Annotated in this window: 9 protein-coding genes; 7 read left to right on the top strand and 2 right to left on the bottom strand. The window is 47.9% G+C overall.

Going from position 1 to position 14,622, the window contains the following annotated elements:
* Positions 1–48: 48 nt before the first annotated feature.
* The 5 genes from htpG (at position 49) to HR45_RS11625 (ending at position 6,216) form a co-directional block, all read left to right on the top strand.
* Positions 49–1,962 (top strand): molecular chaperone HtpG, encoded by a 1,914-nt coding sequence (gene htpG, locus HR45_RS11645; protein WP_037443129.1) that lies wholly within the window; start codon positions 49–51, stop codon positions 1,960–1,962.
* Positions 1,963–2,036: 74 nt separating this feature from the next.
* Positions 2,037–2,870, top strand: coding sequence for a tetratricopeptide repeat protein (locus HR45_RS11640; protein WP_241461114.1), 834 nt, complete (start codon positions 2,037–2,039; stop codon positions 2,868–2,870).
* Positions 2,871–3,055: 185 nt separating this feature from the next.
* A complete protein-coding gene (gene adk / locus HR45_RS11635) occupies positions 3,056–3,700 on the top strand; it encodes an adenylate kinase (protein ID WP_037443125.1) in 645 nt (214 codons plus the stop codon).
* Between the two features lie 102 nt (positions 3,701–3,802).
* Complete coding sequence (gene hemH, locus HR45_RS11630) at positions 3,803–4,798, top strand: ferrochelatase (RefSeq protein WP_037443123.1); 996 nt, start codon at positions 3,803–3,805, stop codon at positions 4,796–4,798.
* Between the two features lie 113 nt (positions 4,799–4,911).
* Entirely contained in the window at positions 4,912–6,216 is a 1,305-nt protein-coding gene (locus HR45_RS11625) for an inosine/guanosine kinase (protein ID WP_037443121.1), read from the top strand.
* 44 nt (positions 6,217–6,260) lie between these two features.
* On the opposite strand, the gene HR45_RS11620 is transcribed toward HR45_RS11625, so the two are convergent.
* Positions 6,261–7,571 carry a dicarboxylate/amino acid:cation symporter gene (locus HR45_RS11620; RefSeq protein ID WP_037443119.1) on the bottom strand — a complete coding sequence of 437 codons (1,311 nt, stop codon included), beginning with the start codon at positions 7,569–7,571 and terminating at the stop codon, positions 6,261–6,263.
* Between the two features lie 208 nt (positions 7,572–7,779).
* Here HR45_RS11620 and HR45_RS11615 point away from each other — a divergent pair, with 208 nt between their 5' ends.
* Complete coding sequence (locus HR45_RS11615) at positions 7,780–10,209, top strand: Ig-like domain-containing protein (protein ID WP_037443117.1); 2,430 nt, start codon at positions 7,780–7,782, stop codon at positions 10,207–10,209.
* Between the two features lie 57 nt (positions 10,210–10,266).
* Here the strand turns inward: HR45_RS11615 and astB are convergent, their stop codons facing one another.
* The gene (gene astB / locus HR45_RS11610; RefSeq protein ID WP_037443116.1) at positions 10,267–11,601 is read right to left on the bottom strand and encodes an N-succinylarginine dihydrolase; all 1,335 of its coding nucleotides are present in this window, start codon (positions 11,599–11,601) and stop codon (positions 10,267–10,269) included.
* Positions 11,602–11,911: 310 nt separating this feature from the next.
* Here astB and topA point away from each other — a divergent pair, with 310 nt between their 5' ends.
* Positions 11,912–14,539, top strand: a complete 2,628-nt coding sequence (topA, locus tag HR45_RS11605) for a type I DNA topoisomerase (RefSeq protein ID WP_037443114.1) — start codon at positions 11,912–11,914, stop codon at positions 14,537–14,539.
* The last annotated feature ends 83 nt before the right edge of the window (positions 14,540–14,622 follow it).

Here is a 14,622-nt window from a genome sequence, read left to right as displayed (position 1 = left end):
TACAGTGTTTTTTTGATTGTCCAACGGGATGAACTAAGGAAGAAATTCATGTCTCAACAAGAAACTCATGGTTTTCAAACTGAAGTCAAACAACTTTTGCATTTGATGATCCACTCTCTGTACTCCAACAAAGAGATTTTCTTACGTGAGCTGGTGTCTAACGCCGCCGATGCTGCCGATAAACTGCGTTATTTGGCGTTGACCAACGATGCCTTGTATGAAGGTGACGGTGAGTTGCGGGTGCGTGTCAGTGCCAATAAAGATAAAGGCACAGTCACCATTGAGGATAACGGCGTGGGTATGACCCGCGAAGGCGTTATCGAACACTTGGGTACCATCGCTAAATCTGGTACTGCTGAATTCTTCAAAAATCTGTCTGGTGATGCCGCAAGAGATTCACAACTGATTGGTCAATTTGGTGTGGGTTTCTACTCTGCCTTTATCGTGGCCGACAAAGTGACAGTACGCACCCGCGCTGCCGGTGAAGCGGCTGATAAAGCGGTGCAATGGGAATCAGAGGGTGAAGGCAGCTTCACTGTGACTGACATCGTCAAAGAAAACCGGGGTACTGAAATCGTACTGCATCTGCGTGATGATGAAAAAGAGTTCGCTGATGACTGGCGTTTGCGTTCAATCATTACCAAATACTCAGATCATATCTCTGTGCCAGTAGAGATGTGGGAAGAGGGCACGCCAGAGCGTGACGGCGAAGACGGTGAAAAAATCCCGGCCACCGAAGGTGCGTGGAAGGTGATGAACAAAGCCACCGCGCTGTGGAACCGCAATAAGTCAGATATTAGCGACGAAGAATATCAAGAGTTCTATCGTCACATCTCGCACGATTATGGCGATCCGCTGAACTGGAGCCATAACCGCGTTGAAGGTAAACACGAATACACTAGCTTGCTGTACATTCCGGCAAAAGCACCATGGGATTTGTGGAATCGCGACTACAAGCACGGTTTGAAACTGTTTGTGCAACGCGTGTTCATCATGGATGACGCTGAGCAGTTTATGCCATCGTACCTGCGCTTCGTGAAAGGTTTGATTGATTCTAATGACCTGCCGCTGAACGTCTCGCGTGAAATTCTGCAAGACAACAAAGTGACTCAATCTATGCGTGCAGGTTTAACCAAACGCGTATTGGGTATGTTGGAAAAACTGGCCAAAGACGACAGCGATAAATATCAACAGTTCTGGACCGAATTCGGCCAAGTGCTGAAAGAAGGCCCAGCGGAAGATTTTGCTAACAAAGAACGTGTGGCAGGCTTGCTGCGTTTCGCTTCAACACATAATGACGCTTCTACGCAAAATGTGTCGTTAGACGACTACATTGAACGCATGAAAGATGGCCAGAAACACATCTACTACATTGTGGCGGATAGCTACGAAGCTGCGGCGCACAGCCCGCACTTAGAGCTGCTGCGTAAGAAAGGCATTGAAGTACTGTTGTTGTCTGATCGTATCGACGAATGGCTGATCAGCCACCTGACTGAATACAAAGAAAAGCAACTGCATTCAGTCACCCGTGGTGATCTTGAGCTGGGCGATTTGGAAGATGAAGCGGAAAAAGCGGAACAAGAAAAAATCGCTAACGAAGCCGAAGATTTGATCAAACGCGTGAAAGATGCCTTGGGTGACAAGGTGAAAGACGTGAAAGTGACGATGCGTCTGACTGACACGCCAGCGTGTGTTGTTGTCGGTGAAGGTGAGATGTCATCACAGATGATTAAACTGATGCAAGCCGCCGGTCAACCCGTGCCAGAGGTGAAACCGATTTTTGAGGTAAACCCAAGCCATCCATTGGTGGCACGTTTGAATGAGCTGCAAGACGAGCAATCCTTTGCCGAGTGGAGTGAGCTGCTGCTGCAACAAGCGCTGCTGTCAGAAAAAGGCAGCTTGTCAGATCCATCTAAGTTTGTCAGTCTGATGAACAAGATGCTGCTAAGCGGCCTCAAATAATCATGCCGAAGAGGGCCTTTATGGCCCTTTTCTTTTTGTCAGTCACTGCATAGGTACCGAATTTTATGACAGCAATGGAATTAACCAGAGATAACATTCAACAGCTGGTGGATATCTCCAAAGAACAACTGGTGGCTATGGTGTTCTGGGCAGAGCAGATGCCTGAAACCAAACAGCTTTTGGCGCAGATGGAGCAAATTGCGGCCTCTTATCCAGGCATGTTGCAACTGGCGTCAGTTAACTGCGAAGCGCAGATGGAGCTGGCGTCTTACTTCCGTATTCAAAGCTTGCCGACGACTTTGCTGCTAAGCCAAGGCCAACCAATCGACGGCTTTGCTGGTAATCTGGAAGAGCCCAAAATCCGTGAAATGTTGGCTAAGCATCTGCCTGCAATGTGGGAGTTGAAACTCAAGCAAGCCAAAGAGTTGTTGGCCAATGAGCAAGCCACAGCAGCGCTTCCAGTGATTAAAGAAGCGTACGATGAACAGCCGAACGGTGAAGTGACTCTAACCTACGCCGATATCGCGCTCACTAACGGTGATGTAGAAGCCGCTAAAACCTTGCTGGCAACTGTGAAATTGGAAGATCAGCACGGCGAATATGAGTCACTGATGTCGCGGGTTGCACTGGCGGAAGAAGCGGCCGACACCCCCGAAATTCGTAACCTGCAGCAAGCGTTTGAGCAGGACCCGACCAATGTGGATGTGTTGGGTAAATTGGCGAATGCACTGCATCAAGCGCAGCGTAATGAAGAGGCCTTAGAGCTACTTTTTGTACCGCTGAAAAAGGATTTGAACGCCGGTGAAGGAGCCATCAAGCAGCAGTTGCTGACCATTATGTCAGCGCTGGGGCAGGGCAATCCGCTGGCAAGCCAGTATCGACGTAAGCTCTATAGCTTGCTTTATTGAGCTGAGTCACAGTTAAAAAATCATCAGTGTGAGCTGCAAAGCGTAATAGATTAGTGGCATTTGACCTTTACGCAATAATCGGCTTTGTCGGCTAAAGTCGAAGCGCAAAGCCTTCTCAATTGCAGCCTAATATGCGAAGATTCCGCCCCTGATTAAGTAAATCAATGCGAAAAGAGGACTCTTGTATGCGCATTATCCTTCTGGGTGCCCCAGGTGCCGGTAAAGGCACTCAAGCTCAATTCATCATGGAAAAGTACGGTATTCCGCAAATTTCTACTGGTGACATGCTGCGCGCTGCAGTAAAAGCAGGCACTCCCCTGGGTCTGGAAGCCAAAAAAGTCATGGATGCTGGTCAACTAGTGTCTGATGATCTGATTATCGGCTTAGTAAAAGAGCGTATTGCTCAAGACGATTGTGCCAACGGTTTCTTGTTGGACGGTTTCCCGCGTACGATTCCGCAAGCAGACGCAATGGTGGCTAACGGCATCAACATCGATCACGTGATCGAAATTGACGTACCAGACGAAGAGATCGTTAAGCGTATGAGCGGTCGTCGTGTGCATCCAGGTTCAGGTCGCGTATATCACGTGGTATTTAATCCACCAAAAGTGGAAGGTAAAGACGATGTGACTGGCGAAGACTTGGTGATCCGTCCAGATGACGAAGAAACCACAGTACGTAAACGTCTGACCATTTATCATGAACAAACCGAGCCGTTGGTTGCTTACTATGGCAAAATGGCTGAGAGCCACGATGTGAAATACAGCAAGTTTGACGGTACCCAAGCCGTAGCTGCTGTAAGCGAAGCCATCGTTTCTGCCTTGGCATAATGAGTTGATTCTCATAATCGAAAAAGCCTGCATGCGCAGGCTTTTTTTATGACTAACGCTTTGATAACTTAGCGGCATTAATCGAAAACAGGATGTCGAAACGTGCAAACTAACCAACCTCCATTTGGTGTCTTGCTGGTCAATCTTGGTACGCCAGCAGCACCAACTAAAACGGCAGTACGCGCTTTTTTAAAGCAGTTTTTAAGCGATCCCCGCGTCGTTGATGTCAATCGGGTACTGTGGTGGTGCATCCTCAACGGTATTATTTTGAATATTCGTCCAGGCAAAGTCGCTAAGCTGTATCAGTCGATTTGGTGGCAAGAAGGCTCGCCACTGATGGTCATCAGCCGTAAACAGCAGCAGGCCTTGCAAAATCAGTTGTTGAGTCGCACTGGGTTGGATATTCCGGTCGAATTAGGCATGAGCTATGGTGAACCATCACTGGATAGTGGTCTAAAAGCGCTGGAAGCCAAAGGCGTAAAAAATGTACTCGTCTTGCCGCTGTATCCGCAATATTCCTGTTCAACCGTTGCTAGTGTCGTTGACGGTGTAGCCGCGATGCTGAAGTCTCGCCGCAATCTGCCAGAGTTACGTTTCGTGCGTGATTACCATGATAAAAAAGGTTATATCGCTGCGTTGGCTCAGAGTGTTAAGCAACACTGGCAGCAACATGGACAATCGCAAAAGCTGTTGTTGTCATTCCATGGGGTGCCTGAGCGTTATGTGAATGAAGGCGATCCTTATCGTGACCATTGCTATAAAACCGCAGAACTACTTGCGCAAGAATTGGCTCTGACTACAGAACAATGGATGGTATGTTTCCAATCGCGCTTTGGTAAAGAGCCATGGTTGACGCCATACACTGATGAAACGCTCGAGAGTTTGCCAAAACAAGGCGTAAAATCGGTCGATATCATCAGCCCCGCATTTGCGGCTGATTGTCTGGAAACCTTGGAGGAAATCTCTATCGGTGGTAAAGAGACCTTCCTTCATGCCGGTGGTGAATCTTATCGTTTTGTACCTTGCTTGAATGATGATGAACATCATATGGCATTTTTGGCTGATCTGGCGTTGCAACACGCTCAGGGGTGGAGTTAACACAGCGCTGGCAACGATGGCAAGGTGTGGTAGAATCTGCCGCCTTTGAGTATGACGTGGATATTGTCGTCGTTGAGACGACGATATTCGCAGTGCGCCGATGAGATGCCGTTATGAAATTCCCCGGACAGCGTAAGTCCAAACACTATTTTCCTGTCAAAAATCGCGACCCGCTATTGGCGCAGTTGATCCAGCAACCTAAGCCCACTGGGACTTGGGTTTGTGGTATTGATCAGACCCTCGTTGATATTGAAGCCAAAGTCGAAGATGAGCTTTTAGCGCGCTATCAACTGCCTAAGGGTAACTCCACGCTGTTAGAAGAAACGATGGCGGAAGCGCTCTACGAAGAACTTAAAAGTTTGGGCATGATTTGTGGTCAATACGCTGGTGGCACCATCGGCAATACTGTCCATAATTACTCAATCCTAGCGGATGATCGTTCGGTGCTGTTCGGCGTCATGAGTCACCAGATCGAAGTGGGTAGTTATGCTTATCGCTACCTATGTGATACCTCCTCAAAAGTTGATCTAAACCATCTGCAACCAGTCGAAGGCCCATTAGGGCGCTGTTTTACTTTGATTTCAGAAAATGGCGAACGTACCTTTGCGATTAGCAAAGGTGCGATGGATAAGCTGAATGCTGAGTACATTAATAAGGAGCTCGTGCAGGGAAGTTCAGCTTTGGTGATTTCAGCCTATCTCATGCGTGCAGCTAACGGCGATGGCATCACTGAAGCCGCTATGACGGCCATTCGTTATGCTAACGAAGCCGATGTGCCGGTTGTGTTAACGTTAGGAACCCGCTTTCTGATTGAACAAGATCCGCAGTTCTGGCGTGATTTTATTCGCGATAATGTCACTGTGTTGGCAATGAATGAAGAAGAAGGATTGGCGCTGACGGGATTGGAAGATCCATTGCTTGCCAGCGAAGCCACGCTTGAGTGGTGCGATATGGTGCTGACTACCGCGGGGGCGACCGGACTCTACACTGCGGGCTACGCCGAAGATTCAGAGAAGCGCGAAACGGCGCATCTGTTGTTGCCTGGTGCGATTCCAGAGTTTAACCGTTATGAGTTTTCGCGCCCAAAACGTCGTCGCGATTGTGACACACCGATTAAAGTCTACGCTCACATTTCGCCTTATATGGGCGGACCTGAGCAGATCCGCAATACCAATGGCGCAGGTGATGGCGCGTTAGCGGCGCTGCTGCATGATCTCGCAGCTAATACTTTTCATAAGACCAATGTGCCGGGGTCGATTAAGCACAGTAAAGGCGGCTTATGTTACTCCTCATTCTCGCAAATTTGTAAGTATGCCAACCGTGTTGCATACGAAGTGTTAGCACAAAATAGCCCGCGCCTATCTCGCGGTTTGCCAGAGCGTGAAGATAGTCTCGAAGAGGCTTATTGGGAAAGATAAAAAACGGCGTCCAATCGGACGCCGTTTTTATGTGTTAATGCAGATTAGATTGACGGTTCACTTAACTGTTCTTCTAATCCTTTGGTTTTGCCCGCTTCGGAATCGTTGTAAACCTCAAGACTAAAATCTTTCTCTGATTTACCCACAATCACAGTCGCTACCATATCCCCGGTAACGTTAACCGCGGTACGCACCATATCAAGTAAGCGATCTACGCCGATGATCATTGCAATCCCTTCAACAGGTAGCCCCACTTGTTTCAGCACCATCGCCAACATAATTAAGCCAACGCCTGGTACACCCGCGGTACCAATAGAAGCCAGAGTCGCAGTGATGACCACACTGACATAGTCACCGAATCCGAGATGCACGCTGTAGACCTGAGCAATAAATACGGTTGCGACACCTTGCATGATAGCGGTACCGTCCATGTTGATGGTCGCGCCCAGCGGCAGTGTAAATGAGGCAACACGATTGTTGACCCCCATGCGGTGTTCAGCGGTTTCCATGGTGACTGGCAAGGTTGCATTCGAACTCGCAGTACTGAAGGCAAATAATTGCACATCACGCATTTTACGAAGGAACATTAATGGGTTCAGGCCAGAAAAGAGTTTCAGTAACACGGGATAAACAACGACGCCGTGGAAAATAAGTACTGCCAGTACCAAGAAAAAATACATGGCGACGTCTTTGAGTTTATCGACGCCGAGCGTCAAGGATAACTTGGCAATAAGTGCAAACACACCATATGGTGCCAGGCTCATCACCAAGGTCACTACTTTCATAATGACTTCGTTTAAATCTTCAAATAATGCGGCAACGCGGCGGCCTCGTTCACCAATATGTGACACGGCAAAACCAAAAATCACTGCGAAAATAATAATTTGCAGCATATTGCCGTCAGTCATTGCCTTAATCGGATTGGTGGGCACCATACTGATTAATACGTCCGCTAGCCCTGGCGCTTCCTTTGCATCATAGCTTAAATTTGCGGTTAATTGTCCACCTTCACCTGGATGAAATATTACTGCTGCGCTGATAGCAACCGTCAGCGCGATTGCAGTAGTGAACAGATAAAAGGCTAACGTCTTACCCCCGAGTTTACCCAATTTTGATGGGTCGCTTAATGAGCAAGTACCACATACTAGTGATACAAAAACCAAAGGTACTACTAGCATTTTCAAACAGTTAACAAAGATGGTGCCGACAACATGCAACACACCATCGGAGATGTAATCTTTAACGAATTGACTATCGGGGGCTAATTCTCGTAGTAACCAACCAAACAAAAAACCTGTCACCATCGCGATCAGAATTTTACCGGTGAGACCGAGCTTCCTTTTTTTCGCTGACATTTTTCTTCCTGTTATTTTTCTAATTTTCAAAGCCGCTTAAGCCTAGCAAGAAAGGGATAATGAGGGAACTGTCAAACTCCACAGAATTTTGTTGAGAAAATAAAACAGCACCTGTTAAGTATGTAATTATTGTGTGAAAACTCTGTATAACCTAAGCTATAGCGGAAACAAATTTTCTCATTGGCTCGAGATGACAAGGAGGCTGACAATGCGGTCAGCAATTAAGTTCTTAGGGGCGTTTATGTGTTTGATGCTTTCTGCCTGCGGTGGCGGTGGCAACTTGGATCAAAACACAGATAACGGCACAACCAATCCAACGGGTACCACGACAGTAACCTTAACCATTTCTAACAGCTCGATTGCTGCTGATTCTCCCGCAACACTGACCGCAGTGGTAAGCAATAGTCTTTCTGGTCCAATAGCCGGAGAGTTGGTGACATTTGAACTCAATAACAGCGAACTGGGCACCTTTGTTCCCGCAATCGGTACGGCACTTACCAACGCCGATGGTATTGCGACCGTTACATTGGCAACCTCCAACATTGCTGGAGCAGGGCAAGTGACCGCATCAATCAGTTCAGGGGAATCTGATTCTGTTGGTTTCACTATGGCAGGTGACGGCGGTGCAAGCGGTGGCTCAGCGCAAATTACCCTTAACTTAACTGATGCTAGCGGCAATGCAACTGACACTATCAGCGCGACCACTCCAGGTGTGTTGACGGCGCGTGTAACAGGCGTATCAAGAACCGTTATTGTGACGTTTACTAGCACCATAGGTGATTTACCAATAGCGACTGCGATTACTGACAGCAGCGGTGTTGCCAGCGTCAATATTTACGCGGGTAGCATTCCCGGCGCCGGAACTGCGACAGCAACCTTAGCTACTGGCGAGTCAGCCGATAGAGTCTTTGTCGTTGGCGCTACCAACGTAGACATGGGTAGCGGCTCTCCTTTCGTTTCAGGGCAAGCAGCTGTAAGTGCAACCACCCTGTCTGCCGGTGGCACAGCCACTATCAGCGTAGAATTACGTGATGACGAAGGTAATCTATTTACCGATCCGGTTGATGTTGCGTTCTCATCTACCTGTACCAATCAAGGAACCGCTCAACTGAGCACGCCAGTCACCACCGTCAATGGTGTTGCCAGCAGCACCTATTTGGCCCAGGGATGTGTGGGGACCGATAACATTACGGTTACGGCAGATGTCGGTGGCAGGAGCTTGACAGCTTCTGGTAGCTTGGAAGTGTTATCGGCTGATGTAGGCAGCATCGTCTTTGTTGACGCGACACCAACACAAATTGGCATTCAGGGGACCGGTCTTGATGAGTCTTCTACATTGAGATTCCGAGTACTCGACACCAATGGTAATGTGGTACCTAACCAAGGTGTCTCGTTCAGCCTCAACTCTACGTCTGGTGGTTTAACGTTAGATCCTGCCAGTGCAACGACCAACAGTTCTGGTATTGTGCAAACAGTGGTTAATTCAGGCACTGTATCAACCACGGTTAGAGTTACAGCCATCATTGACGGTTCGAATCCGGTGATTTCAACCCAATCAAATGACTTGGTGATTTCTACTGGGATTCCAGATCAGGATTCATTCTCATTATCTGCAGAGATATTGAATGCTGAAGGGTGGAATATTGATGGTACGCAAGTGATGGTGACCGCACGCTTAGCCGATGCCTTTAACAACCCGGTTCCAGATGGAACAGCTGTGTACTTCACCACTGAAGGCGGCTCAATTGCACCATCATGTGTTACGACAGATGGTGCCTGTAGTGTCGCTTGGCGTAGTCAAAACCCGCGTCCAGAAGGACAAACCTTGGTCGACCCAGCAACGGGGGCTATGCGTAACCCAAGAGCTGAGTTGGTTGACGGAGGTAACTTCTATGGTCAGCAGTTCGGTGGACGGGCAACGATCACAGCAACCGCTCAAGGTGAAGAGTCTTTCCCTGATCTGAACGGTAATGGCCGTTTCGACCCCTCTGAAATGGCAGCGTTTGCGGGTAACGATGTGTCTGGCAATCCATATGATCTTGATGAAGCCTTCGGCGATTACAACGAAGATGGCATTTTCAACCCACAGCAAGCCGGTGGCCAGACTGGTGGATCTCTTGAAGAGCTGATCGATTTCAATACTAACGGTGTGTTTGATGAGCATGACGGTGTTTACAACGGTGTCTTATGTGCCACACCGGCTCATGCTGGCTGTGCTGATGGTATTAGCCACCCTAAATCTGTTGATGTACGAGGTAGCTTAGTCATCGTGATGGCGAGTAGTGAGGCCTATGCGACAGCGTCTTCTGATATCCGCATCATTGATAGAGATGGCGATAATCTGGGTGGCTCTATTGATATTGATGGTACCGGTACTGCAACCGTGCAATTCACGATCTCTGATGTACATAACCAACAGATGCCAGCAGGTTCAGTAGTTAACTTTAGTACCACAGCTGGTAGCGTTGATAGCACTGCGAGCTATACATGGCCTAGTTCCAACCATAACGGTGGCAGACAGTTTAGCGTTACCTTAGGCGGCGCGGATCAGCCTGACTCCGGTACCTTTATTGTCACTGTGACTTCTCCTGGTGGTCTCGTTAGTGATGTTGTGAGTATTCCGGTGAATATTTACTAGAACCATTTGAGTATGAAAAAAGCCCGCTTTGCGGGCTTTTTTATGTGTATAAATTAATTAGCGCTGGAACGGATAGATACTGCCCAGTTTTAAAATATGCGTCAGCTCATCTAATGCTGTGCGGGTTTCCATCAATAGTTGCGGATCAGCTAAATCTTGTGGCAGTAACCGATCGCGATAATGACGCTCAACCCATTTGGTTAATATTTGATAGCGTTCATCATTCAACAGTACCTGACTGTTCACCGCATTAAGTTCCTGCTCATTCATCGCAACGCGCAAGCGTAAGCAAGCTGGTCCACCACCATTTTGCATACTCTGTTTAACGTCGAAATACAGCACTTGCTTGATAGGCGTGCCAAGTTCAACTAATTCATCAAGATATGCTTTGACGCCAACATGTTCCTCACAATCTGTCGGCGCGATAATGGCCATCTCACCTGAAGGTAAGGTGACAATTTGGGTATTGAAGAGATAGGTTTTCACCGCATCAGCAACGGACACTTTACTGCTCGGAACTTTTATCAAGTGCAGTTCACCGTCGAACTTATTTTGTAGCTCTTGCAATTTGGCTTCACGATCAAAGAACGCTTGTTCGTGAAACAGCAATACGTTTTGGTTGCCAACAGCGATGACGTCGTTGTGAAATACCCCTTGATCGATTACTTGTGGGTTTTGTTGAATAAACACACTGCAATCATCATCGACCCCATGTAAACGGGCAATTGCCTGTGATGCTTCTAGAGTTTGTCTTGCAGGGTATTTCTGCGGTTTAGGCATCGACGGGTTTAATGCCGATTGACCGTAGACAAAAATCTCCACACCAGACTCATCATATTGCTGGCATAAGCGTGTATGGTTTGCCGCGCCTTCATCACCTAGATTGGCGTGCATCGGCAACGGAGCATGATGTTTAAAGTGGCGTTTATCATAGAACATGGCTTGCAAGATACGGCTGGTCGTATCGGCTTCGATACTACGATGAAACTTGTCGACGAGGTTTGCCGGAGTGAAGTGGACTTTTCCATCGCTAGTATCGGCACTTGGAGACACGGTAGCTGCGTTGGCGGTCCACATACTGGAAGCACTCGCACACGCTTGTAGCCACTGAGGCGACGTTTTAGCCGCTTTCTCTAATACTTGGGCATCCGTACCCGAAAAACCCAATTGACGCAGTGTGTAGACGTCAGGACGCTCCTGAGGGGCAATGATGCCTTGTACTAATCCTAAGTCCGCTAATGCTTTAGCCTTTTTCAATCCTTGTAAGGCGGCCGCTTTGGGATTTGATGGTGCTGTAGCGTTTTGGCTGGAGGCGACATTGCCAAAGGAAAGACCTGCATAATTGTGAGTGGGTCCCACTAGGCCGTCGAAGTTAGCTTCGAACTGTTTCATCTCGTCCCCTTAATTATTTAAGAACATGTTAAATTGGCCTCCAGTATAGGGAAGAAATTATCGCCGACAAGCTACGCTCTGGTGCAGAAAACTGGCGACAGCGCCAAAATTGAATAACTATTGCTTGCACACCGCTGAATAATGAAATATTAATTTTTTTATGTGAAATTTTATTTTTTTGAATATTTTTCTGTGTTTAAAAATTGACTTCCTGTCATACATAAAAGTGGGATTGACTTGAAACTGGGTCAACAACCCTCTATATATGGTGGCAAATTTTACCTTTCCGAGAATTTTGGCGCACTGAATAATGGGAAAATCGCTAGTTATTGTCGAATCACCGGCCAAAGCCAAGACTATCAATAAATATCTTGGTAAAGAATTTATCGTTAAATCGAGTGTTGGGCACATTCGAGATCTGCCAACCTCTTCCTCTGCCGAGTCCAATGGAAAAAGCGTTTCCGCTGCTGATGTGCGTAAGATGTCGCCTGAAGAAAAGGCATTGTATAAACAGCAAAAAGAGCGCAAAGCGCTCGTCGCGCGAATGGGTATTGACCCTGAGCATGACTGGAAAGCCAATTACCAGGTACTCCCCGGAAAGGAAAAGGTGGTTAAAGAGTTAAAAACACTGGCAGAATCTGCCGACCAAATCTATCTCGCAACGGACTTGGACCGCGAAGGAGAAGCGATTGCTTGGCACCTGCAACAGGTGATTGGTGGTGACGAGCAACGTTTTAAGCGGGTTGTATTTAATGAAATCACCAAAAGTGCCATTCAAGACGCGTTTAGTCACCCAGGTGATCTGAACAACAACATGGTGAATGCACAGCAAGCCCGGCGTTTTCTTGACCGGGTTGTAGGCTTCATGGTGTCACCTCTGTTGTGGAAAAAGGTTGCTCGTGGCTTGTCAGCAGGACGGGTGCAATCGGTAGCTGTTCGATTAGTGGTTGAACGCGAAGCCGAAATTAAGGCATTCGTACCTGAAGAATTCTGGGATGTGCATGCAAACTTGCAAGCATCAACCAGTGTGCTGGATATGGAAGTGGTTCGCTACAATGGCGAAGCTTTTGAACCGAAAAACGAACAACAAGCGCTTAAGGCTGTTGCTGAATTGCAACAACTGCCTTATGTCGTTGCAGCGAAAGAAACCAAAGCCACTCAAAGTAAACCGAGTGCGCCGTTTATTACGTCAACGCTGCAACAGGCTGCCAGTACGCGCCTCGGTTTTGGTGTGAAAAAAACCATGATGCTGGCGCAGCGCCTCTATGAAGCTGGTCACATCACCTACATGCGTACCGATTCCACCAACTTGAGCCAAGAGGCGTTAGATAGTGTTCGCGCCATGATTGGTAGTGAGTTTGGTGACAAGTATTTGCCAGATGCTCCACTGCGTTACGGCAATAAAGAAAATGCGCAAGAGGCGCACGAAGCGATTCGTCCATCAAACGTACAAGTTTCTGCCGTCTCTCTCTCCGATATGGAGCGTGATGCGCAGCGTTTGTATGAACTTATCTGGCGCCAGTTTGTTGCCTGTCAGATGACGCCTGCACAATACGATGCAACACGTCTTACTGTGACCGCGGGGGATTATGAGCTGCGTGCAAATGGACGTGTACTTAAGTTTGATGGTTGGACCCGTGTACAACCTGCGCTCAAGAAAAAGAATGAAGATGAAGTCACGCTGCCATTTGTTGAACAGGGTGACAAACTAGATTTGAACGAGCTGACGCCTAAACAACACTTTACCAAACCGCCAGCGCGATACAGCGAAGCCTCCTTGGTTAAAGAGTTGGAAAAACGGGGTATCGGACGTCCGTCTACGTACGCTGCTATTATTTCGACCATTCAAGACCGCGGTTATGTGCGGGTAGAAAACCGTCGCTTTTTTGCGGAGAAAATGGGCGAAATTGTCAGTGAACGCTTATTAGAAAACTTCAGTGAATTGATGAGCTATGACTTTACCGCTGACATGGAGCAGACGCTCGATGATGTCGCTCACGGTGAGTTGGAGTGGAAGCAGGTACTCAATAAATTCTATGGTGAGTTTACTCATCAGCTAGAACAAGCTGAACTGACACCGGAAGAGGGCGGTATGCGTCCGAACCAGATGGTGTTAACCGATATTAGTTGTCCAACCTGTGGTCGTCCAATGGGCATCCGCACCGGTTCTACCGGCGTATTCCTAGGATGCTCTGGTTATGCATTGCCACCAAAAGAACGCTGCAAGACCACCATGAATTTGGTGCCGGGTGAAGAAGCGATTTCGGATGGAGAAGATGCCGAAACAGATGCGCTACGCGCAAAACATCGCTGTGCTAAATGTGGTACCGCAATGGATAGCTATCTGATTGACGAAACGCGCAAGCTGCATGTGTGCGGTAACAACCCATCATGCGATGGCTATGAGGTCGAAGTCGGTCAGTTCAAGATTAAAGGCTACGATGGTCCGGTTATTGAGTGTGACCGCTGTGGTAGCGATATGGAGCTGAAGAACGGACGTTTTGGTAAATACTTTGGCTGTACCAACAGCGAATGTAAGAATACCCGCAAGCTGTTGAAAAATGGTGAAGCGGCACCACCAAAAGAAGATCCTATTCATTTGCCTGAGCTGAAGTGCACTAAGTCGGACGCCTATTTTGTGCTACGTGATGGTGCGGCGGGCATTTTCTTGGCTGCCAGCACCTTCCCGCGTTCGCGTGAGACGCGTGCGCCGCTGGTGGAAGAGCTGGTTAACTATCGTGAGCAACTGTGGCCTAAGTATCAGTACTTAGCTGATGCGCCAGTCAAAGATGATGACGGTAATCCAACCTTAGTGAAATTTAGTCGTAAGACGAAAGAGCAATACGTTGCGAGTGAAGTCAACGGTAAAGCCAGTGGTTGGGCTGCACACTTCCAAGATGGCAAGTGGGTTAGCACAGGCTCTGCCAAGAAAAAGTAACCACAACTGATCGTCACAGACGTAAAAAAGCCCTGCAATTGCAGGGCTTTTTGTTGTCACCCTTAAACCACCTCCTATGGAGG

The organism is Shewanella mangrovi, from assembly GCF_000753795.1.
GTDB lineage: Bacteria > Pseudomonadota > Gammaproteobacteria > Enterobacterales > Shewanellaceae > Shewanella > Shewanella mangrovi.
This window is presented reverse-complemented; position numbering and strand designations above follow the sequence as displayed.